This is a genomic window from Pistricoccus aurantiacus (assembly GCF_007954585.1).
GTDB classification, from domain to species: domain Bacteria; phylum Pseudomonadota; class Gammaproteobacteria; order Pseudomonadales; family Halomonadaceae; genus Pistricoccus; species Pistricoccus aurantiacus.
The window spans coordinates 1,575,222-1,596,506 of sequence record NZ_CP042382.1 but is presented as its reverse complement, the minus strand read 5'-3'; the positions used below and the strand labels follow the sequence as shown (position 1 = coordinate 1,596,506).

Genomic DNA, 21,285 nt, shown 5'->3' with positions numbered 1-21,285 from the left:
TTTTATCAACTATAGCGAAAGAGGATAGTCAATCAGCGCGCCTCGGGCACGCTCAGCACCATGCGATCGCCGCGTATCTGGATATCGAAGCGGTTGAGAAAGCTCATGCCCAGCAGCACGGTGTCGCCGCCCATGCCGGGGCCGATGGGGCCGGATACGTCCCGGGCAACCAGGCCGCCCAAGCTGACCTTGTCCAGCTGGGTCAGATAGCCTCGCGCGGTGCCGTTGGCGGTGCGAAATACCGCGCCGGGCCCTCTCTTCAAACCGAGCCGTTCGGCCAGTTTGCCGGGCACCGCCACCTGGGTGGCGCCGGTATCCAATAGAAATTCCACCACCTCGCCATTGATCCGCCCGCTGGCGACGAAGTGCCCGGCGCCGTTGCGCTCAAGCGTCACTTCTCGCTGCTGGCCTTCAGTCATCCGAGCCAGATCCGCGTTGGGATTGCGTCGCTCTTCCATGAGGCGCTGAAAGCCGAAAAACGCCATCGCCATCAGCAGCACCCAGAGCACCAGCATGCCCAGGCCAAAGCGTCGTTGGCCGCGCGCCTCCTTGCTCACAAGTCAGTGCTCACAAGACGCACTTATTGGACAGGACCGCGATTGATAGCGGATAGCGGCTCGTTGACCTCGAGGATTTGCGCCTCGACATTTTCGACCCCCATCGATTGGCGCAGTCGCTCGCTGTGCTTGTCGAGATAGCGCTGCGCCTGTTCCCGAGTATCGAATAGATAGATACCGCCGGCCCGCTTTTCCTGCGCGTCTTCCGTCCATAGTTTCCAGCGCAGTCCCGGCTCGGTATTGATGGATTCCGCCATCGGTCTTGCCTCCTCCAGCAGGGCATCGCCGAAGGGTCCGGAAAAAGGAAAATGTATCTGCAAAATAACGGCCATGGAATTTCTCCTGAATGCCACAGGTTCAAAAACTTCCTGAATTGACTTGCTTAGTACGCAGCGATCTCGCGACGTTCCCATGCCTCGGCGGCACGCTGCCCGCGAGCCTGATTCACCGACAGGCATATCAGAATAGCCAGGATGAATAGCGCCGCGCACAGAAGAATCGAGGCTTTCAGCCCCACCACCGCCTGCAGAAGCCCCAGCCCGACGATGCCGATCACCCCGGCGAGCTTGTTGGCCAAGCCCCAGAAGCCGAAGAATTCCGCCGCCTTGTCTCGGGGCGAGAAGAGCCCCACCAGGGCGCGGCTGGCGGACTGGCTCGAGCCCAGGCTGAGCCCGGCGAGACAGCCCACCACCAGAAAGAGATGCTGGGCCTGCCAGTCGAGTCCCAGCCAGGCATTGAGCCAGGCAGTGACCTCCGGGGTCGCCCAGATAGCGAGAATCGCCGCCACCCACAGCACCAGCGTGAAGAGATAAGTGATCTTGGCGCCGATGCGATCCTGAATGAAGCCGAAGCCCAGGGCGCCTACCGCCGCGGTGATCTGCACGATGATGAACATCAGGTTGCGCACCGACTCGTCCCAGCGGATCACCTGGGCGCCGTAGATAAAGGCGAAGGCGATGATGATGTAGACCCCGGCCATGGAGAACAAGAGCGACACCAGAAAGATCGCCAGGTCGCGAAAGCGCCGGAGATCCTGGAGCGTCTGGCGCACTCGGGCCAGCGCGATGTCCGTATAGCTCACCCTCGGCGGCAGCGATGTGGCCACGCCGCGCTCCTTGAGCCACAGGAAGGTGGGAATCGCCGTCACCAGAAAGAAACCGGCGGCGAAAGGCCCGACCCAGCGAATGCGTTCGAAGTTTTCCGCGCTGGTATCGCCGAGCACCACCAGAGTAAAGCCCGCGGCAAAAAGCCCGCCGACATAGCCCAGGGCCCAGCCGAAACCGGAAATCCTGCCGAGACTCCTGGGCGGACCGAGTTCCGGCAGGAAGGCGGCGATAAAGGACTCTCCCAGGGAATAGGCGGTGTTGGAGAGCACGATCAGCAGGAATCCCAGCCATACGTAACCCGGGGCAACGAAGTAGAGCAGCCCGGTGGCGATCACCGTGGCCAGATAGCTGATGAAGAGAAAGCGCTTCTTGGCGGCGGCGTAATCCATCACCGCCCCGCACAAGGGCCCCAGGATCACCACCAGCAGATAGCTGATCGCCAGGGCCGCGCTCCACAAGAGGTTGGCAAGGCGATAATCATCGCCCCGGTCGCCGACGATCACCGTGGTGTAGAGCTCGCCGAACACCACGGTGATGATCAAGAGGGTAAAGGCCTGATTGGCGAAGTCGAACATCGCCCAGCCGAAGATTTCCTTGCGGGAGGCATAGGGCCTGGAAGAGAGACGCTCGGCAGCGGAATACCCTGACATGGACGAACTTTCCTGCGAGTTATTCATGAGCTGCGAGGCGACACCTTGAGGGTGCCCGGGGTCAGGCTTTGCTCGTCTTCCTCGAAAATCTCCTGCAGCTCCCGGTTGGCCTCCTGCACGCTCTGTATCAGCTGCTGCTCGTCCTGGGAAATCTCCATCTGCCGCGTCAGCATATGCTCGTCATGGCGGCGAAAGGTCTCGATGGTATGCTGGGCCTGATGCTCGGATACGCCCAGCTCGCTGAGCACCTGGCGAGACATCTCGAGACTCGACAGCAGCAACTCACGAATCACCACCGGGATACCAAGACGCATCAATATCTGGGCATGGTATCGATCCCGTGCCCGGGCGAGGATTTTCACCTGGGGAAAATGTTGTTTGACCAGCTTGGCCACGCGCACCGACATCTCCACATCGCTTACCGCCAATACCAGCAGCCGCGCCCGCCCCGCCCCGGCGGCTTCGAGCAAATCGAGACGAGTCGCATCGCCGAAATAGACCTGGTTGCCATAGCGACGCACGAAATCCACCTGCTCCGGGTTGCTGTCCAGTACCGTGTAGGGAATCTTGAGATTCTGCAGCACTCGCCCCACCACCTGGCCGAAACGGCTGAAACCGATGATCAGCACTTCGGGAGTGTCATCCGTGGGCTGATCGAAATCCCTGGCAGGGGGCCTGAGCCTGAACAGCGACGAGCTCAGCACCAGAGCGTTGAGCAATGGTGTCAGCGCCATGGAAAGCGAGACCACCAGAATCAGCGTATTGACCAGTGAGGCGTCCAGCAGCTCCGCGGCCAAGGCACTTGAGAGCAGCACGAAGCCGAATTCCCCGCCGTGGGCCATAAGCAATCCGAGCCGGGTCGATTTCAGCCAAGGCAGCCCATAAAGCCGCGACGCCAGCAGCATTGCCACGAACTTGAGCGTCATCAGACCCAGCACCAGACTCAGGATCATGACCGGCGAATCCAACAGCAGGCCGATCTGGGTGGTCATGCCCACCGCCATGAAGAAAAGCCCCAGCAGCATTCCCTTGAAGGGCTGGATATCCGCCTCGATGGCGGGACGGTACTCCGAGTCCGCCAGCAGCACGCCGGCGATAAATGCACCCAGCGCCATGGAAAGCCCGGCTTCTTCCATCAGCAGCGCGGCTCCCAACACCACCATCAGCGCGGCCCCCATGAACACTTCTCGACTATGGGCATTGGCCGCCAGGCGAAACAACGGGCGCATCAGGTAACGCCCCCCCAGGATCAGCACCAGAAACGCGCCTATCCCCAGGGCGATATCATCGTACAGGCCCATGGGATCATCTTCGAGACTGGTGCCTACACCCAGGAAAGGAATCAGCGCCAGTACCGGAATGGCGGCCAGATCCTGAAACAGCAGAATCGAAAACGCATATCGACCGTGCCGGCTCTGCAGCTCCTTGCGCTCCACCAACAGCTGCAGCACCAGCGGCGTCGAGCTGAGCCCCAGGCTGAAGCCGACGATCAGCGCCGCTGCAGGGGGAAGTCCCAACAGCCAGGCGACCAGGGCAATGGCCAGGCTCGCCGTAGCAAGCTGCAGGCTGCCGAAGACAAAGACCGCCCTGCGCATCAGCTTGAGACGCGAGGGCTTGAGTTCAAGGCCGATGACGAACAGCAGAAAAATGATGCCGATCTGGGAAAACCGCAGTACCTGTTCCGGCTCGCTCACCAGGCCCAGCGTCGTAGGGCCGATCACCACCCCGGCCAGCAGATAACCCAGCACCTCGCCAAGCCCTAGCCACTTGCACAGTGGCACCACCGCTACCGCAGCGACGAGAAACACCAGGGCGGAATAGATCAATCCAGTATCCAAGGATCCTGCTCCAGGGCAAAAGTTAACGAAATATCACAAAGCGTATTTTTTGTGCTCTTTTCACGTTAGTGCCTATGATAAAGGCCTACCTCTCGATAAAAAGGAATTTTCGCATGAAAAATAAATGGCTTGGCTTACTGCTGGGAGCTTCATTGGTGGCGCTGGCAGGTTGTAATACCTCCGGCGGAGAGTCCCGCGGTGAGCCCGGTGGGATGGGCGCGGCTGCCGGTTCAAGCACGACCAGCGTAACGCCGGATCCGCAAGCCGACACCACCGGCGAACCGAGCGGCGGCATGGGGGCAGGCACCGGTTCATCCACCACCACCATCCCCGTGGAAGACAACAGCACCAGTTATTGAATGAAAACCGGATCTCGATAGCTCTCTGACATCCATTCATGAACTAGCGACATAACCTGTATCCGCCCATGGCCAAATGGAAGTGATTGGCATGGGCGGCATTGTAGTCCGGCCCCAATACCGTGGCGAAACGTCGGCAGGCGCCTTGATGCACTTCCTGAAGAAACTCTCCTTTCCCTCCTTCTTTTGGCCAATCCTCCAGCACGCTTATCCGTCGTCCGTCTTCAAGCGTGAAAGCCGCCACATCCAGCGCTGCCGCGAAAGCATGAGCGCTGCGCCGGCCTTTTTCGCGGCCGTAGATATTGCGACAGGCGAAGCTGCCGTAGTGCTCGACTCGGCTGACCGGGCTGCCAAGTACATTCCGCGCCGCCGGCTGCAGGTCATGGTACTCGAACATCAACCAGGCCAGCACCAGGGGACACGTCGCCACGAAGCTGCGATTGAACTCCACGCCGCTGGCGTTCAGACGTATCACGTTGGTGAGCGGGCAGTTGGGGGCCGGCACATAGTCCGTCAGCGCCTGATAATCGAGCTCGTCTTTCGGCAACGTTTCCAGCGCCGCCAGGCAACCCTGGCGATCGCTCTGGAGCCGCTTGAGTTTCCAGCGGGTGACCGGAGTAATCGGATCCTGAATATACAGCGGCTCGAAAGGATTCCACTCTCGGGGAATCGCCCAGACGCCCTTGTCGAAGGCGACGCCAATGGCGATCAAGGCAAGCAGAAGCAGCGCGCGCTTCACCGCGGCGGCGACTCGTCGCGGCTGCGCTGCATGCGTTCGATGACCTCGCCGCCCTGGCGAGACAGGCCGTCCAGGCGTTGAACCTGTTCCGCCAGCCGTGGCAGCGCCTCGCGACGATAGCGAGAAACATCGTCGATGGCCGCCATGACGTCGCCGAAGGCCTGTTCGAGCTTCTGCATGTCGAGCATCGCCGAGCCGGCGCGGGTCTGGATATCCGTACCCTGACGGCGCAGCGCCTGGGCGGTACCGGCGATCATGTCCGAGGTGGTGGCATTGAGCGCTTCGACCTTGTCCAGCACCAGGCGCTGATTGGCCAGCCCCAGGGCCACGGTCACCGCCACACTCAGCGCCGAGACGGTAACGTTGATGGCCCGGTCCACCCCGCGCATCAGCTCCCGGTTGTTGCGGATGATCACTTCCAGGGCCAGCACGCCCTGCTGGCTGACCGCCAGCTGCTGCTGCAGATCGACGATGCGCTGACGCAGCGGGAACAGCAGCTCTTCCTCGATGAAGGCGCGCTCCGGGTCTTCCTGGGGAAGCGCCTCGGCTCGACGCATCAGGCGGCGGTCGATCAGCTGGCCCAGCTCGACCTGCTCCTGAAGTTTCTCCGTGCTTTCCTCCAGCGCTTGCTGGTCGTCCGTCAAGGTCAGGTTGTCGCGACCCAGCCGATCCTTGCCGGCTTCGAGATCGTGGATGATCGCATCCAGCGCCTGCTGAGCGCTTTCGTATTTCTGGAAGTAGCGCTCGAGGCCGGTGCTCATGCCGGGAATGAATTTCAGCACCCGATCGATACCTCGTCGGCTCAAACGATGGCGCTGTGGATCGAGCTCGCGCATGCGCTCACGCAGGCCGGTCAGCGCCTGAGCCACCGGACCGCCTTCCTCTCCCTGCTCGGCGAGGGTGCGCATGGGGGTCTTGAGCAGCTCGCTCTGATAGGCGGCCTGGCGCTGAATCTCGCTGCCCAGTTCGTCCACGTGGCGGCGTTGGGACTGGCGCGCCTGGTTCTGGGCCAGCAGCTCCGTCACGAAGCGCTCTGCCTGCTTTTCCAGGCCCGCCTCTTCATGATGTGCGCCGGGCTTATGCGCCAGATCCGCGGCGATCTCCTCCGTCGCCGGCAGGTATAGGGTCTGATGCCGAGAGTTTTGCGGGATTTGCATAAGTCGAGGCGTCCTCAGGAAATAAAATGAAAACTCAAGGGCCGCGGCCATAACGCTCTGCCCGAGCGACGAAGTTCTGCAGGTCCCCCAACGCCTGATCCGCGCTGACGGACGCCTGGGGACGGCGAGTATCCACTCGAGCCATGGCCACCGCCGCGTTGTCCAAGGCGGTCAGAGCGGTTTCGTTGCGGGCGCTGAGTTCACGAAGATGGCGATGCGTGTCCTCCACCAGCGCCAGGCGTCGCTCCAAGGCCAGGCGTTCCGTATGGGAAAGCCGGCCGCTTTCGAGTGACAGCCGCCGGCGCACGTGGTCGCTGTCCACCCCCGCCACGCCGCTGGCTTGAGCGGCCATGGCGGTCAAGTTGTCCACCGCCGCGAAACAGACTTCCGCCACCAGGGAGCGGGCGCGCTCGAAGGCGAGCTCTCCCACCTCGAAGCGCTCCAGCAATACCGCGATCACCTTGCGATAACGCCCGTAAACCCGATCTGCCTGCTGAGCAAGGGCTGGCTGCCTGGCCGCCAGCAGGCGCGCCTTGGCACTGCACAGCGCCAGGATCACATCGTCCGCATCCGCCGGCGGATGCTGCGGATCGAGGCTTTCTTCGCCTCTTTCCCGGGCCTGGCGAGCCTGCTCCGCCTGACGCTTGGCGATCTCGCGCTGGCGCTGGGCATCGAGGCGTTTCTGCTTGCGCCTTTCCCACCAGCCCCGCAAGCGCCGTTCCAGGGGAATCTCCACGGCGATCGCCGCGAGACCCGCCAGCCATCCGCCCAGAGAGGGCCCGAAACCGCCCCACAGCGAAGTCAGCCACAGCAGTCCCGCCAGGAAAGGCACGACGAACCAGTAACGGATAAATACCTGCAGACGCTCCGGTCGCAGGGTGCCCAGGGCATGGCGTGGGCTGACCAGGCCGATCACGAACCAAGGCAGGCAGGAAAGGAACAGCCCGTAGGAAAACCCTTGAAGAAATTCCAGCATGCAGCGTTATGTCCAATGGCTAGACAAGCATCGATTGTAAGGCAAGGAAAAAAATGACGTAAGTTGAAAGGTAGGATAAGCACGGGGCAGCGAAGTTCATTGCGACTTGGCTTGGATCGGCAGCGACAGCGTATCACTATTGGCTATACTGATAGCCCAATAATTATTTAGCGAATCACCAGGGGTTTCCTGCCCGGTTAGAAAACCAAGAACAAGCAAATGCTGAACAAGGTGACTTCGCAAGGAGTTTCCATGAATCCACGAAGCAACCTTCCAGCACCTCCAACAGCCGGCGACTGGCTCGAGTACCTTCAGGATGCAAGCGAACGCAGTCTGCTGCTCTGGGATACCCTGCGCCAACGGGCAGACACACTCCTGGCCCATGAGCAAGCTGGATCGCCACCGCTACTCGATTTCGATTACGAAATCCTGATGGATGGCGCCGGCCTGGATACGCCGGTCAACTATTCGCTGCTGCGCATCCTGCCCGGCGAGAACCAACCCATTGACGAGACGCTGGCGCCGGTTATCCTCATCGATCCTCGTGGCGGCCATGGCCCGGGAATCGCCGGGTTCCAGCAGGACTCGCAAATCGGCGAGAGCCTGCGCGCCGGCCATCCGACCTACTTCATCGCTTTCGGCTACTCTCCGGCACCCGGCCAGACTCTGACCGACGCGGCGATGGCCCAGATACGCTTTATCGAACTCGTCACCGCGCGGCATCCGAAAGCGGGCAAGCCGGTGATCATTGCCAACTGCCAGGCGGGCTGGGCCTTGATGGGACTCGCTTGCGCCCGTCCGGAACTGCCGGGACTGATCATACTCAACGGCTCCCCACTGACCTATCGAGTCGGCAAGGGGCGAAGCTCGATGAGCTATACCAGCGGTTTGCTGGGAGGCAACTGGATCACCCAGCTAGGCAGCGATCTTGGTAACGGTCGCTTCGACGGGGCCTGGATGGTCAACAATTATGAAAACCACAATCCCTCCGAAGCCTTCTGGACCAAGCCATACAGGCTTTTCGCCAATATCGACAGCGAAACGACCCGCTTCCTCGACGCCGAGCGCTGGTGGGGCAGCCCCAGCCTGTTCAATGCCCGGGAAATCGACGCCATCTTCGATGGGCTATTTATCGGCAATCGCCTGATCGGTACCGAGGGCAGCGGCGCCGATCTCCTCGACTTGCGTGCCATCGAAGCGCCGATAGTAGTGTTCTGCTCGGACGGTGACACCATCACGCCGCCCCGGCAGGCACTGGGCTGGATCGGTGATCTCTATCCGGACGATCGCGCGCTGCAAACCGCCGGACGCACCATCGTCTATCTCAAGCATGGCAGTATCGATCATCTGGGCATCTTCGTTTCCGGCAAGGTAGCGCGTCGCGAGCATCGGCAGCTGATCAGGTCCATCGACGACATCAAGGCACTGCCGCCGGGGCGCTTTGAACTGATCATCGAGGATATCCGCGCCGGCGACGCGGTCGAGCGTCGAGTACGTTTCGAAGCCCGTAGCATCGCCGATATCCTGGCGGTTGATACACAGGACGGCCGAGACGAAGAGCGGGAGTTTATCGCAGCCGATCGCGTCTCCGAGCTTACGAGCCACCTTTACGGCTCGATGGTACGACCCTGGCTTTCCCGAGCGATCAGCGAGCCGATGGCGGAGACCCTGCGTCAGACGCACCCTTTTCGCCTGCGGCGCAGGGTCTGGGCCAGTCATAACCCATTTCTGTGGTGGCTGCCCGCCGCTGCGGAGCAAACCCGTCGCACGCGACATCCAGCGCGGCCGGACAATCCGCTGCTGGCCTGGCAGGAGCTGACGTCTCGCAATATTGCGAACGCCCTGGACAGCTGGGGTGAGATACGCAGCGCCGGGGATAAACTCGCCTTTCATGCTTTCTACGATTATCTGAGCATGTTCAACGACACCAGGTCCACTCCCGCCACCAAGTCATCCCCCACTGCCAAGGGGCATGACGAAACCCGATAGATTTCAAGGCAGAACAGCGAAAGGTGAAACAAGCCCAAGTCAGCGAAGTTCATTGCTATTGTCCTGAGACAAGGACAATGAGGTATCTTGTGGGGTATATTAATAGGCAACTAATTGTTTGACGCGCCACTGCTACTATCCACAACGAGCCGCAACGAGCTGGAAATTGCGGGTTGGAAATCGAAAGTTCAGAGATTAAAGGGTATCAGCGCCGGCGTGTCGCTTCGAAAGGAGTTTCCATGGATCGACAAGACGACGTCAGTCATTATTCGGCGGACCGCGAAGCCGTTCGTCAGCTGATCGATAACCTCACCGGGCTGCGTCAACTGCATCGACACAATCTGCTTGGCAACCTGCAGGAGCGCCAGCAGGATATCATGGAGCCCGTGATCGAAGGCGAGCTGAAAATCCCCAGCCCCGGCGACTGGCTTGACTACCTGGTGGATGCGGGAGAACGCAGCCTGCTGTTCTGGGATACCCTCCAAAAGCGCGCGGACAATACCCTGGCTCACGAGCAGGCCGGCTCGCCGCCGCTGCTCAAGTTCGATTACGAAGTGCTGCTGGACGGCGCCGATCTCGAGATTCCGGTCAACTATTCCCTGCTGCGTATTCTGCCGGACCGGGATCAGCCCATCGACGCGAACTTGCCTGTCAACGATAGTCTGGCGCCGGTGATCGTCATCGACCCGCGGGGCGGCCACGGCGCCGGCATCGGCGGCTTCAAGCAGGATTCGGAAATCGGCGAAAGCCTGCGCGCCGGGCATCCCACCTACTTCATCGCCTTCGACTATTCACCGGAACCCGGCCAGACCATGATCGATGTGGCGATGGCGCAGATGCGCTTTATCGAACGGGTGACCGCGCGGCACCCGAAGGCCGGCAAACCGGTGGTCATCGGCAACTGTCAGGCGGGCTGGGCCTTGATGGGGCTTGCCGCCGCCCGCCCGGAGCTGCCGGGACTGGTCATCGTCAACGGTGCACCGCTGGCCTACTGGGCCGGCGAAAACGGCAGCAATCCGATGCGTTACGCCGGTGGCCTGATGGGCGGCGCCTGGGCCACCCGGCTAGCCAGCGATCTGGGTAACGGGCGCTTCGACGGTGCCTGGCTGGTCAGCAATTTCGAGGATCTCAACCCTTCTCATACCCTGTGGTCCAAGGGCTACCAGCTTTATGCGAATATCGACAGCGAAGCGCCTCGCTTTCTCGATTTCGAGCGCTGGTGGGGAAGCCCCAACCTGTTCAATGCGGAGGAAATCGAAGCTATAGTCGATGATCTGTTCATCGGCAATCGGCTGGCCGGCGCCACCAGCGGCAGCGGTAACCTGCTTGATCTGCGCGCTGTGGAGGCGCCAGTGGTGGTGTTCTGCTCCTACGGCGACAACATCACCCCGCCCCAGCAGGCGCTGGACTGGATCGCCGATCTCTACCCGGACGATCTTGCCCTGCAGAGCGCCGGGCGCACCATCGTCTATCTCAAGCACGCCAGCACCGGGCACCTGGGCATCTTCGTTTCCGGCAGGGTGGCGCGTCGCGAGCATCGCCAGATGATCAATGCCATCGACGAGATCAAGGCGCTGCCGCCGGGACTCTATGAGCTGATCATCGATAAAAGCCCTGATGGCGATGCCGCCGAGTACCAGGTGCATTTTGAATCTCGTGGCATTGCGGATATCCGAGCCCTCGACTCGGACGAACACGACGAGGACTGGGAATTCATCGAAGTCGATCGCGTCTCCGAGGTCACCAGCAATCTTTACGGCTGGATGGTACGCCCCTGGCTCAGTCGGGCAATCAACGAGCCCATGGCGGAGGCGCTGCGCAAGACCCATCCGTTTCGTCTCAAGCGCAGTCTCTGGGGCAGCCAGAATCCATTTCTCTGGTGGCTGCCCGGCGCCGCGGAGCAGGCGCGGGAAACTCGCCATCCTGTTAGCCCACAAAACCCGCTGCTGGCCTGGCAGGACTTGGCGTCACGCAATATCGTCAATACGTTGGATACCTGGCGGGATATCCGTGATGCCAGCAACGAGACCATGTTTCATGCGATCTACGGCTATCTGAGCCTGCTCAGTGGCACCACCCGCTCGCCCACGGAAATACGTCGCGACGAAAGCGAGGAACGCGAACGCATCGAGCGGCTCAAGGACGCCTTGCCGGAAGGCGGCGAACTGGAAGCAAGTCTGCGGGTGCTGCTGCTGTTCGCCAAGGCGGAGGGCAAGCTTTCCAAGTCCGTACTGGAGACCGTCGTTCAGGGCTATCGCAAGGCGGCGACGCATCTTCCGGATCTCGCGACGATCCGCGAGATCACCCGCCAGCAGAATCTGCTGGTCTTCGCCTATCCGGAGGAAAGCCTGCAGCAGCTGCCGAATCTGGTACCGGACGAAGAGACCCGGCAGCGCATACTCGACACCATCCCCAGGATCGAGCCGGCCTGGTGCAACGGCGAGGGTGATACCGGAAAGCTATGGCGTCAGTTACAGGAGCTGTTCGAGCAGCCGTCGCAAGACAGCGCATCGAAAGGTAGCGTATCGAAAGGCAAAGTATCGAAAGCAACATGAGCCCAGGCATGGATCGGGCCGGTCGTCTCGATGACCGGCCTGGCGGCTTGCATATCGCCGGTGACTGGACCCTGGCGCACTACGCGAAACTCCGGAACCAGGTCGATGCGTTCAAGGCGCAGGCCGGAAAAAACGCTGTCCTGAATATCGATCTTGGCGGATTGAATACCCTGGATACCGCCGGCGCAGCCCTGCTGGTGGAGTTGCTGGGTGCGGAGAATCTGGCCAGGCTGACCCGGGAGGCGCCGGGCTTGCCCCCGGCACGCCAGGCGCTGCTCGATACGGTGATCCGTGCCATGGCGGAGCCGCTGACGCCGGAAAGCCATGCGCCATCACCGCTTGTCGCTTTTCTGGCCCGTACCGGCGAGGGAGTCGAGGCGTTCTTGCGGCAACAGCGTTTATTGCTGGGTTTTATCGGCCTAATCCTGAGCTCGCTGATTACCACACTCTGGCGCCCCGGCCGCTGGCGGATAACCGCGCTGGTGGCGCAAATTCATCAGACCGGCCTCAACGCCGTCGGCATCGTCGCCCTGCTGACCTTTCTGGTCGGTGCGGTGGTGGCCTTTCTGGGGGCCACGGTGTTACAAAACTTCGGTGCGACGATCTACACCGTCGACCTCATCGCCTTTTCGTTCCTGCGGGAGTTCGGCGTGCTGCTGGCCGCCATTCTGCTTGCCGGACGCACCGCCAGCGCCTTCACCGCCCAGATCGGCTCGATGAAGGCCAACGAGGAAATCGACGCCCTGCGTGCCCTGGGATTGAGCACCGTCGAGCTGCTGGTGCTTCCCCGGGTGCTGGCACTCCTGGTGACCCTGCCGATTCTGGCCTTTATCGGCATGCTCAGCGGCATTGTCGGCGGCGCGCTGGTATGTCTTCTGGTGCTGGATATTTCCGCATTGCAGTTTGTCACCATCCTGCAGGGGGTGCCTCTCAAACACTTCCTCGTCGGCCTTTCCAAGGCGCCGGTCTTCGCCTTCTTCATCGCGGCCATCGGCTGTCTGGAAGGCTTCAAGGTCAGCGGCAGCGCCCAGTCCGTGGGAGAACACACCACCTCAAGCGTGGTGCAGTCCATCTTCATGGTGATTCTGCTTGACGCCATCGCCGCGCTGTTTTTCATGGAAATGGGATGGTGAGTCTTCATGGAGATGGACCGGTGAGTCACGATTATCCCTTGATTCGTATACGCGATCTGGTCAATCGTTTCGGCGATCATGTGGTTCACGAGCATCTCGACCTGGATTTGTATCCCGGTGAGATTCTTGGCGTCGTAGGCGGCTCCGGCAGCGGAAAATCCGTCCTGCTGCGCAGCATCGTCGGACTGCGCCGGCCCAATGCAGGCAGTATCGAGGTTTTCGGCGAGGATCTGCAGCAGTTGTCCGACCAGCGGCGCTCTCGGCTGGAACGACGTTTCGGCGTGCTGTTCCAGCGCGGCGCCCTGTTCTCCTCCTTGAACCTGCAGGAGAACGTGGCCCTGCCGATGATCGAGCATATCGGACTCAAGCGCTCCGAGGCGGAGTTTCTGGCTCGGGTCAAGCTGGCGCTGGTGGGGCTGCCGGTGAATGCGGCCTTGCAGACGCCTGCGGAGCTGTCCGGGGGCATGATCAAGCGCGCCGCCCTGGCCCGCGCCCTGGCCCTGGACCCGGAGGTGCTGTTTCTCGACGAACCTACCGCCGGCCTGGATCCGATCGGCGCGGCGGACTTCGACCAGCTGCTGCTGACCCTGCGAAACGCGCTGGGACTGAGTGTATTTCTGGTCACCCACGATCTGGATACCCTGTACACCACCTGCGATCGGGTCGCGGTGCTGTCCCAGCGGCACGTTCTTGCGGCGGATCGTCTCGAGGTGGTCGAAAACGTCGACGATCCCTGGATCCGCGACTACTTCAACGGCCCCCGCGCTCGGGCGGCGCGGCAACCGCATCGCCCCCTGGAGGAAAGCTGATATGGAACCTCGCGCCCATCATGTGTTGATCGGTCTGTTCGCCATCATTACCTTTGGCGGCTGCCTGCTTTTCGCTCTATGGTTGGGAAAGTCCAGCGTAGAACGCGACTACAGCTACTACGAGATACGTTTCGATCAGGCGGTCAGCGGACTAGCCATCGGTAATACGGTGCAATACAACGGCATCAAGGTGGGGGATGTGGTGGATCTCTATCTGGATCCCGAGAATCCGAGCCAGGTACGGGCGCTGGTGCGGATTTATAGCGACGTCCCCATCAAGAGCGACACCCGCGCCAGCCTGACCCTGGCCAATATCACCGGCAGCATGAGTATCCAGCTGCGGGGCGGTACGCCACAAAGCCCGACCCTTGAAAGCGACCGCGACGCCCCGGCGGTGATCACTGCCCAACCCTCGCCGCTGCGCTCGTTTCTGGCGGATGGAGAAACCCTGATCGGCAGCCTAGATCAGCTGCTGGAGAGCGCCAACCGGCTGATCTCACCGAAGAATACAGAGCGGATCGAACGCATACTGGTGGATATCGAACAGCTCACCACTACCCTGACGGAGCAGCGGGGTGAACTCACTCAGGCAGTGGCACATTTCAACCGAGCCGGTCAGCAAGTCAACGCCCTGCTGGAAAATCAGGGAAGCGAGGCGTTCGACAGCGCGCAGCGGGCGATGGCGACACTGGAACGCACCAGCCGCCGGCTCGATTCTCTGCTGGCGGGTAACGCCGCCTCCGTCAACCGCGGGTTGGGGCAGCTCGGTCCCGCCCTGAGCGAACTCAACAGCGTGCTGAACAACCTGAACCGCATCACCCGTCGGCTCGAGGAAAGCCCTTCCGATTATCTGTTCAATCGAGACGCCATCGAGGAGTTTGCCCCATGAAGTCTGGTTTCGGGTTCGACAGGCGGCGAGGGATTTCACGGATATTCCTCTTGGCGATCGCGAGTCTGGTGACGACGCTCCCGGCCTGTACGCTGCTGTCCGGCTCGACGCCGTCCGAGACCTTTGTCCTGCCCACTCAGCCCATCGATACCTCGAGCACGGCGCCGCTTGAGACTATCCTGCGAGTTGCCACGCCCGAGGCCAACGAAACCTTGAAGGGTCGACGCATCCTGGTGATGCCGACGGCGAATCGGCTGAAGGCATACCAGGGCGCGCGCTGGAGCGACGCTGCCCCCAGCCTGCTGCGGGATCGCCTTATCGCGGCCTTTCGTCAGGATGGCCGTCTGGCCGGCGTGGTGGGCGGCAACAGTCCGGTGAAAAGCGATGTCATCCTGCTCAGCGAGCTGAGCGCCTTTCACAGCGAATATCGCCAAGGCAAGCCCTGGGCGGTCATTCGTCTCGATGCTCAGCTGATCGACGGCGCCAGGCATCGTCTGCTGGCGAACCGGCGTTTCTCGGTGGGTATCGAGAGTCAGGACGAGCAACTGGAGTCCGTCGTCGAGGCGTTCGGCGAGGCGGCAGATCAACTCAGCCGCCAGCTTATCGACTGGAGCCATGCCAATATCAAGGATCATCAGGCCGAGTGACGCAGGTCAAGGGAAAGACATGACGCTTGTCTTAGACTTTGACTAAGATTCGCCGGCTCATTATTTCAGACTATTTCTTTTTTGAAAGACGGGAACCCCATGATGAAGCAATCTCGTAGAAAGACTCTGGTCACGGCGGTGATTGTCATCACCGTGCTGGGCATCGGCGCTTTGCTGGTTTGGCAAACGCTCAAACCCCAAGGGCTGCCGGAAGGTTTCGCCAGCGGCAACGGCCGCATCGAGGCCACGGAGATCGACGTGGCCACCAAGCTCCCCGGCCGCCTGATGGAGGTGCTGGTGGACGAGGGGGATTTCGTCGAGCCGGGCCAGGTCATCGCGCGCATGAATACCGACACCCTGGAGGCGGAGCTGGCCCAGGCCAAGGCCCAGGTGCGCCAGGCGGAAAATGCCCTGATCACGGCGCGTAGCGTGATCAATCAACGGGAGAGCGAGAGCGCCACCGCCGAGGCGGTGGTCAACCAGCGCCAGGCGGAACTGGACGCGGCAAGGAAGCGCTATCAGCGCTCCGCCAGCCTGGTACAACGTAATGCCATTTCCCGCCAGCAGCTCGACGACGACCAGGCCGCTCGCCTGAGCGCCGAGGCGGCCCTGGCGGCATCGACGTCTCAGGTGCTGTCCGCCCAGGCCGCCATCGAATCCGCTCGCTCCCAGGCGGTGGAAGCGGAATCCTCCGTCGAGGCAGCCCAAGCCGCGGTGTCGCGTATCCAGGCGGATATCGACGACAGCGAACTCAAGGCGGATCGTATCGCCCGGGTGCAGTATCGCATCGCCCAACCCGGCGAAGTACTCGGCGCCGGGGCCAAGGTCGTCAACCTGGTGGATCTGACCGATGTCTACATGACCTTCTTCCTGCCCACTCGCGAGGTGGGCCGGGTGGGTATCGACGATCCGGCGCACATCGTGCTGGATGCGGTGCCTGACTACGTGGTGCCCGCGCGAATCAGCTTTGTTTCCAGCGTCGCCCAGTTCACTCCCAAGACCGTGGAAACCGAGAACGAGCGGGAGAAGCTGATGTTTCGCGTCAAGGCGCGTCTTGATCCGGATCTGCTGATGAAATACGTCAAGCAGGTCAAGACCGGGCTGCCCGGGGTGGCCTACGTCAAGCTCGACGAGGAGCTGGAATGGCCTGAAGAACTCCAGGTCAATGTGGCGCCATGATGGCAGCCCAGGAAAGCGTCGCCAGCCTGGAAAGGGTCACGCTTGAGTACGGCTCGGCCCGGAAAGGCAAGGTCAAGGCGCTGGACGACTTGAGCCTCGAGGTTCCCGCCGGCCGGATGGTAGGGCTGATCGGCCCGGACGGGGTCGGCAAGTCGAGCCTGATGGCGCTGGTGTCCGGGGCGCGGCGCATTCAGCAGGGCAGCGTCCAGGTCATGGGCGGTGACATGTCGGACGCGGAGCACCGCCGCGTGACCTGTCCGCGTATTGCCTACATGCCCCAGGGCCTGGGCAAGAACCTCTATCCCACCCTGAGCATTCGAGAAAACCTCGAGTTCTTCGGCAGGCTGTTCGGCCAGGGCAAGGAAGAGCGGGATCGCCGCATCGAGGATCTGACCGAAAGTACCGGCCTCGATTCCTTTACCGAACGCCCGGCGGGCAAGCTGTCCGGCGGCATGAAGCAGAAGCTCGGCCTGTGCTGCGCCTTGATTCACGATCCGGATCTGTTGATTCTCGATGAGCCCACCACCGGGGTCGATCCCTTGGCGCGTAACCAGTTCTGGGACTTGATCGCGCGCATCCGCCAGGAACGCCCTCGGATGAGCGTGCTGGTGGCCACCGCCTACATGGACGAGGCGAAGCGCTTCGACTGGCTGGTGGCCATGGACGACGGGAAGATTCTTGACACCGGCACCCCAGAAGAGCTGCTCGAGCGCACCGGCAGCGAGAATCTCGAGGCCGCCTTCATCGCCCTGCTGCCGGAAGCCAAGCGCGCTCAGCATCGAGAGGTAAAAATACCTCCGCGAGCGTCCAGCGACGAGATCGCCATCGAGGCTCATGGCCTGACCAAGCGCTTCGGGGATTTCACCGCGGTGGATAACGTGAGCTTTCGTATCGAACGCGGCGAGATCTTCGGTTTCCTGGGCTCAAACGGCTGTGGCAAGTCCACCACCATGAAGATGCTGACCGGCCTGCTGCCCTTCAGCGAGGGGGAAGCCTTCCTGTTCGGCCAGCCGGTGGATCCGAACGACCTGGAGATACGCCAGCGGGTCGGCTACATGTCTCAGGCCTTTTCCCTGTATGGCGAACTGACGGTGCGTCAGAACCTTGAGCTGCATGCGCGCCTGTATCGGATTCCGGAAGAGGAACGTGAGCCACGCATCCAGGAGATGTTCGAACGGTTTTCTCTTGAATCCGTGGCGGACAGTCTGCCCATGAGTCTGCCCCTGGGAGTGCGTCAGCGCCTGTCCCTGGCGGTGGCGGTGATCCACAGGCCGGAAATACTGATCCTCGACGAACCTACCTCCGGAGTCGACCCGATAGCCCGGGACGGCTTCTGGGAACTGCTGATTCATCTGTCCCGGGAAGAACAGGTCACCATCTTCATCTCCACCCACTTCATGAACGAGGCGCTGCGCTGCGACCGCATGTCGATGATGCACGCGGGCAAGGTGCTGGATAGCGATACGCCTCAGGCGCTACAGCAGAAACGCGGCGCCGCGACCCTGGAAGACGCCTTCATCGCCTATCTCGAGGACGCCAGCGACGAGGATGCGGAGGCGGAGACACCCGTCGAAGCGCCGCGTACGATCGCGGAGCAGGCTCCGGAACCGGCGGCGCCGGCGCGCTTCAGCTTTAGGCGCCTCTACAGCTACGCCCATCGCGAGTCCGTGGAGCTGCGCCGCGACCCGGTGCGGGGCATCCTCGCTCTGCTCGGCAGCGTGATCCTGATGTTCATCATGGGCTACGGCATCAGCATGGACGTGGAGGACCTGCCCTATGCGGTGCTCGACTACGACCAGACCTCCACCAGCCAGGCCTATTCCCTGAACCTGGCGGGCTCGCGCTATTTCATCGAGCAGCCGCCGCTGGCCAATATCAATCAACTCGATGAGCGCATGCGTACCGGCGAGATCAGCCTCGGCGTGATCATTCCCCCGGGCTTCGGTCGCGACCTCAAGCGCGGCGCCAATCCGCAGATCGCCTACTGGGTCGATGGCTCGATGCCGACCCGAGCGGATACGGTCAAGGGCTATGTCCAGGGTATTCATATCGACTACCTGCAGAATCTGGCCCGGCAGGCGCCGGTTGGCGCCAGCCCGGTCTCCGCGGAGGTGGCGCTGCGCTACCGCTACAATCCGGACGTGCAGAGCCTGCCCGCCATGGTACCGGCGGTGATTCCCATACTGCTGATGATGATTCCGGCGATGCTGACCGCCCTCGGGGTGGTGCGTGAAAAGGAAATGGGCTCGATCATCAACTTCTACGTCACCCCGGTGACCCGTACGGAATTCCTGCTGGGCAAGCAGTTGCCCTATGTGGCGCTGGGCATGATGAACTTCCTGATCATGGTAGCCTTGGCGATCTTCGTCTTCGACGTGCCGGTCAAGGGCAGTTTCCTGACGTTGAGCCTCGCCGGGCTGCTCTACATTTTTTGTGCTACCGGGCTCGGGCTGCTGATTTCCTCGGTGCTCAACAGTCAGATCGCCGCCATCTTCGGCACCATGATCGTCACCTTGATTCCCGCGATACAGTTCTCCGGCATGATCCATCCGGTCTCCGCCATGGAAGGCTTTGGCGCTTTCGTCGGCCAGATCTATCCGACCGCTCACTTCCTGATCATCAGCCGCGGAGTATTCGCCAAGGCGCTGGGCATGGCGGATCTGTATCCGTATCTCATCCCCTTGCTGCTGGCCATCCCTATATTGCTGGTGCTCAGCATCGCCGGGCTCAGACAGCAGGAAAAATGACATGCGATCCCTGACCAATATATTTCAGCTCGGCATCAAGGAGCTACGCAGCCTGAGCCGCGACCCCGCCCTGATGCTGTTGATCGTCTACGCCTTCAGCCTGAGCATTTATTCCAGCGCTACCGCGGTGCCGGAAGCGCCTTTCAGAGCCACCATCGGCGTGGTCAACGAGGACCCCTCGCCGCTTTCCTATCGCATCCTCGATGGCTTTCAACTGCCCTACTTCGTACCGCCCGAACCCATCACCCATGCCCAGATGGATACCGGCATGGATGAAGGTTTATACACTTTCACGCTGAATATTCCGCCGGATTTTCAGCGAGACCTGCTCGGGGGACGCCAGCCCGCCATTCAGCTCAACGTGGACGCCACCCAGGTAAGTCAGGCCTTCACCGGCGCCGGGCATATCCAGCAGATCATCAACAGCGAGATCAACACCTTCCTGCAGCGCTATCGCGGCCAGGACGCGCTGCCGGTGGAGGCGGTGGTGCGCATGAACTACAACCCCAACCTGGATCGCAGCTGGTTCGGCGCGGTCAACTCGGTCATCGATCAGATCACCATGCTGTCGATCATCCTGACCGGCGCGGCGCTGATTCGCGAGCGCGAACACGGCACCATCGAACACCTGCTGGTCATGCCGATCACCCCGGTGGAGATCATGATAGCCAAGGTGTGGTCCATGGGACTGGTGGTGCTGCTGGCCTCCGCCTTTGCCTTGCGTTTCGTGGTGCAAATCTGGCTAGACATACCCATCGCGGGTTCGCTGGGCCTATTCATGCTGGGGGCGGCGCTGCACCTGTTCGCCACGACGTCCATGGGCATCTTCTTCGGCACCCTGGCGCGCTCGATGCCGCAGCTGGGGCTCTTGATCATTCTGGTACTGATACCCCTGCAGATTCTCTCCGGGGGCATGACGCCGCGAGAGAGCATGCCGGAGTTCATTCAGGACATCATGCTGGCGGCGCCCACCACTCACTTCATCGAACTGGCCCAGGCGATCCTCTTTCGCGGCGCGGGCCTGGGTATCGTCTGGCCACAGCTTCTGGCGCTCGCGGTCATCGGCGGCGTGTTCTTCTTCATCGCCCTGTCCCGACTGCGCAAGTCGTTGAACTGAGCTTGCGCCGTCGCGGTCTTCGATGGCCGCGACGGCAGGTCACTGTAGTCGATATTCTTTAGCGCAGCTCGGGATTGAGCGTATAGGTTCCGGTCACCGTGGCCTTGTCCAGCACGTGATCCTGAATGGCCTTTTCCGCTTCCACCCCGGTGAATTCGCCGTTCAATCCGAGCGTTTCCACGTCTAGCGCGTAGACCGTGAAGTGATAGTGATGGATGCGCTCGTCGTTCCAGGGCGGGCAGGGGCCGTCATAGCCCCCGTAGGTGCCTTCCATATCCGGGTCGCCGGCCAGGAAGTCGGTGAAGGAATTGATGCCGCGAAGTCCCAGCTCGGTGGGGCCGGGCTCCTTGCCGTGAGGCGTGACGCCATCGGAATCCGCGCCCTCCTCGATGGCGCTGGTCTTGGCGGGGATATCCACCAGCACCCAGTGATAGAAATTGCGCCGCTTGAGATCCGCCGCCAGCATCTTGCCGGGCTGATTGGCGTCGCTGGCGTCCTCGGGCACATCCGGGTCCACCACGACGATGGCGTAGCTCTTCGTATTCTCCGGCGCATCTTCCCAGGTCAAGGCGGGATTGCGATTCGGCCCGGTGGCCATGGGCTCGCCGTCGCCGGGTACGCCGAAAGCAAACTTCTCGGGAATGGGCTGCTGATCCTGGATGCCCTGTATGATCAGTTTCATTGTCACCTCCTGTGTCGTTGAATCGTGCCTGATATAGCCTAGCTCGCTATTGCCTATTCGTGGCCTTTTTCACTGGATTTTTCAAGGGCCTCGCCGGATTCGACGTCTAGGCGCCCGCACCGGGTACGCATTGCCTTTATTTTGCATGCTTTCTGA

18 protein-coding genes are annotated in these 21,285 nt (G+C 61.6%); 10 read left to right on the top strand and 8 right to left on the bottom strand.

Translation table 11 applies throughout. The annotated features are described in order from the left end of the window. Positions 1-32: 32 nt before the first annotated feature. From FGL86_RS07675 to FGL86_RS07660, 4 genes are read right to left on the bottom strand one after another with little or no spacing between them, the layout of a single operon-like run. Complete coding sequence (locus tag FGL86_RS07675; RefSeq protein ID WP_246131764.1) at positions 33-557, bottom strand: retropepsin-like aspartic protease family protein; 525 nt, start codon at positions 555-557, stop codon at positions 33-35. 23 nt (positions 558-580) lie between these two features. Beyond that, positions 581-889, bottom strand: coding sequence for a monooxygenase (locus tag FGL86_RS07670; protein WP_147184017.1), 309 nt, complete (start codon positions 887-889; stop codon positions 581-583). A 50-nt stretch (positions 890-939) separates the two neighbouring features. Continuing rightward, the gene (locus FGL86_RS07665) at positions 940-2,313 is read right to left on the bottom strand and encodes an MFS transporter (protein ID WP_246131763.1); all 1,374 of its coding nucleotides are present in this window, start codon (positions 2,311-2,313) and stop codon (positions 940-942) included. A 23-nt stretch (positions 2,314-2,336) separates the two neighbouring features. Beyond that, on the bottom strand, positions 2,337-4,151 hold the full coding sequence (locus FGL86_RS07660; RefSeq protein ID WP_147184016.1) for a monovalent cation:proton antiporter-2 (CPA2) family protein: 1,815 nt from the start codon (positions 4,149-4,151) through the stop codon (positions 2,337-2,339). Positions 4,152-4,264: 113 nt separating this feature from the next. Between FGL86_RS07660 and FGL86_RS07655 the strand changes: the two genes are divergently transcribed. Further along, a complete protein-coding gene (locus FGL86_RS07655) occupies positions 4,265-4,510 on the top strand; it encodes a hypothetical protein (RefSeq protein WP_147184015.1) in 246 nt (81 codons plus the stop codon). Between the two features lie 43 nt (positions 4,511-4,553). Here the strand turns inward: FGL86_RS07655 and FGL86_RS07650 are convergent, their stop codons facing one another. Genes FGL86_RS07650 through FGL86_RS07640 form a run of 3 tightly spaced genes read right to left on the bottom strand, consistent with a single transcriptional unit; the run spans position 4,554 to position 7,382 of the window. After that, positions 4,554-5,249 (bottom strand): extensin-like domain-containing protein, encoded by a 696-nt coding sequence (locus FGL86_RS07650; RefSeq protein ID WP_147184014.1) that lies wholly within the window; start codon positions 5,247-5,249, stop codon positions 4,554-4,556. After that, positions 5,246-6,406 (bottom strand): toxic anion resistance protein, encoded by a 1,161-nt coding sequence (locus FGL86_RS07645; RefSeq protein ID WP_186764495.1) that lies wholly within the window; start codon positions 6,404-6,406, stop codon positions 5,246-5,248. The genes FGL86_RS07650 and FGL86_RS07645 overlap by 4 nt, the downstream gene beginning before the upstream one ends. Before the next feature lie 34 nt (positions 6,407-6,440). Further along, positions 6,441-7,382, bottom strand: a complete 942-nt coding sequence (locus FGL86_RS07640) for a cobyrinic acid a,c-diamide synthase (RefSeq protein WP_147184012.1) — start codon at positions 7,380-7,382, stop codon at positions 6,441-6,443. A 252-nt stretch (positions 7,383-7,634) separates the two neighbouring features. Between FGL86_RS07640 and FGL86_RS07635 the strand changes: the two genes are divergently transcribed. The 9 genes from FGL86_RS07635 to FGL86_RS07595 all read left to right on the top strand — a co-directional run bounded on the left by FGL86_RS07635 (position 7,635) and on the right by FGL86_RS07595 (position 20,447). Next, positions 7,635-9,371: a DUF3141 domain-containing protein gene (locus tag FGL86_RS07635; protein WP_222433810.1), complete on the top strand. Its 1,737-nt coding sequence runs from the start codon at positions 7,635-7,637 to the stop codon at positions 9,369-9,371. Between the two features lie 239 nt (positions 9,372-9,610). After that, complete coding sequence (locus FGL86_RS07630) at positions 9,611-11,926, top strand: DUF3141 domain-containing protein (RefSeq protein WP_147184010.1); 2,316 nt, start codon at positions 9,611-9,613, stop codon at positions 11,924-11,926. Further along, complete coding sequence (locus tag FGL86_RS07625) at positions 11,923-13,059, top strand: ABC transporter permease (protein ID WP_222433809.1); 1,137 nt, start codon at positions 11,923-11,925, stop codon at positions 13,057-13,059. Before FGL86_RS07630 ends, FGL86_RS07625 begins: the two co-directional genes overlap by 4 nt. Then, positions 13,053-13,868 (top strand): ABC transporter ATP-binding protein, encoded by an 816-nt coding sequence (locus FGL86_RS07620; RefSeq protein ID WP_222433808.1) that lies wholly within the window; start codon positions 13,053-13,055, stop codon positions 13,866-13,868. Before FGL86_RS07625 ends, FGL86_RS07620 begins: the two co-directional genes overlap by 7 nt. A 1-nt stretch (position 13,869) precedes the next feature. Continuing rightward, on the top strand, positions 13,870-14,757 hold the full coding sequence (locus tag FGL86_RS07615; RefSeq protein ID WP_147184008.1) for an MlaD family protein: 888 nt from the start codon (positions 13,870-13,872) through the stop codon (positions 14,755-14,757). Further along, entirely contained in the window at positions 14,754-15,404 is a 651-nt protein-coding gene (locus FGL86_RS07610; RefSeq protein WP_222433807.1) for an ABC-type transport auxiliary lipoprotein family protein, read from the top strand. Before FGL86_RS07615 ends, FGL86_RS07610 begins: the two co-directional genes overlap by 4 nt. A gap of 99 nt (positions 15,405-15,503) precedes the next feature. Continuing rightward, complete coding sequence (locus tag FGL86_RS07605) at positions 15,504-16,583, top strand: HlyD family secretion protein (RefSeq protein ID WP_246131762.1); 1,080 nt, start codon at positions 15,504-15,506, stop codon at positions 16,581-16,583. After that, positions 16,580-19,330 (top strand): ribosome-associated ATPase/putative transporter RbbA, encoded by a 2,751-nt coding sequence (rbbA, locus tag FGL86_RS07600; RefSeq protein ID WP_246131761.1) that lies wholly within the window; start codon positions 16,580-16,582, stop codon positions 19,328-19,330. The genes FGL86_RS07605 and rbbA overlap by 4 nt, the downstream gene beginning before the upstream one ends. Position 19,331: 1 nt before the next feature. After that, positions 19,332-20,447, top strand: a complete 1,116-nt coding sequence (locus FGL86_RS07595; protein ID WP_147184007.1) for an ABC transporter permease — start codon at positions 19,332-19,334, stop codon at positions 20,445-20,447. A gap of 58 nt (positions 20,448-20,505) precedes the next feature. On the opposite strand, the gene FGL86_RS07590 is transcribed toward FGL86_RS07595, so the two are convergent. After that, positions 20,506-21,129: a YbhB/YbcL family Raf kinase inhibitor-like protein gene (locus FGL86_RS07590; RefSeq protein WP_147184006.1), complete on the bottom strand. Its 624-nt coding sequence runs from the start codon at positions 21,127-21,129 to the stop codon at positions 20,506-20,508. Positions 21,130-21,285: the final 156 nt, after the last annotated feature.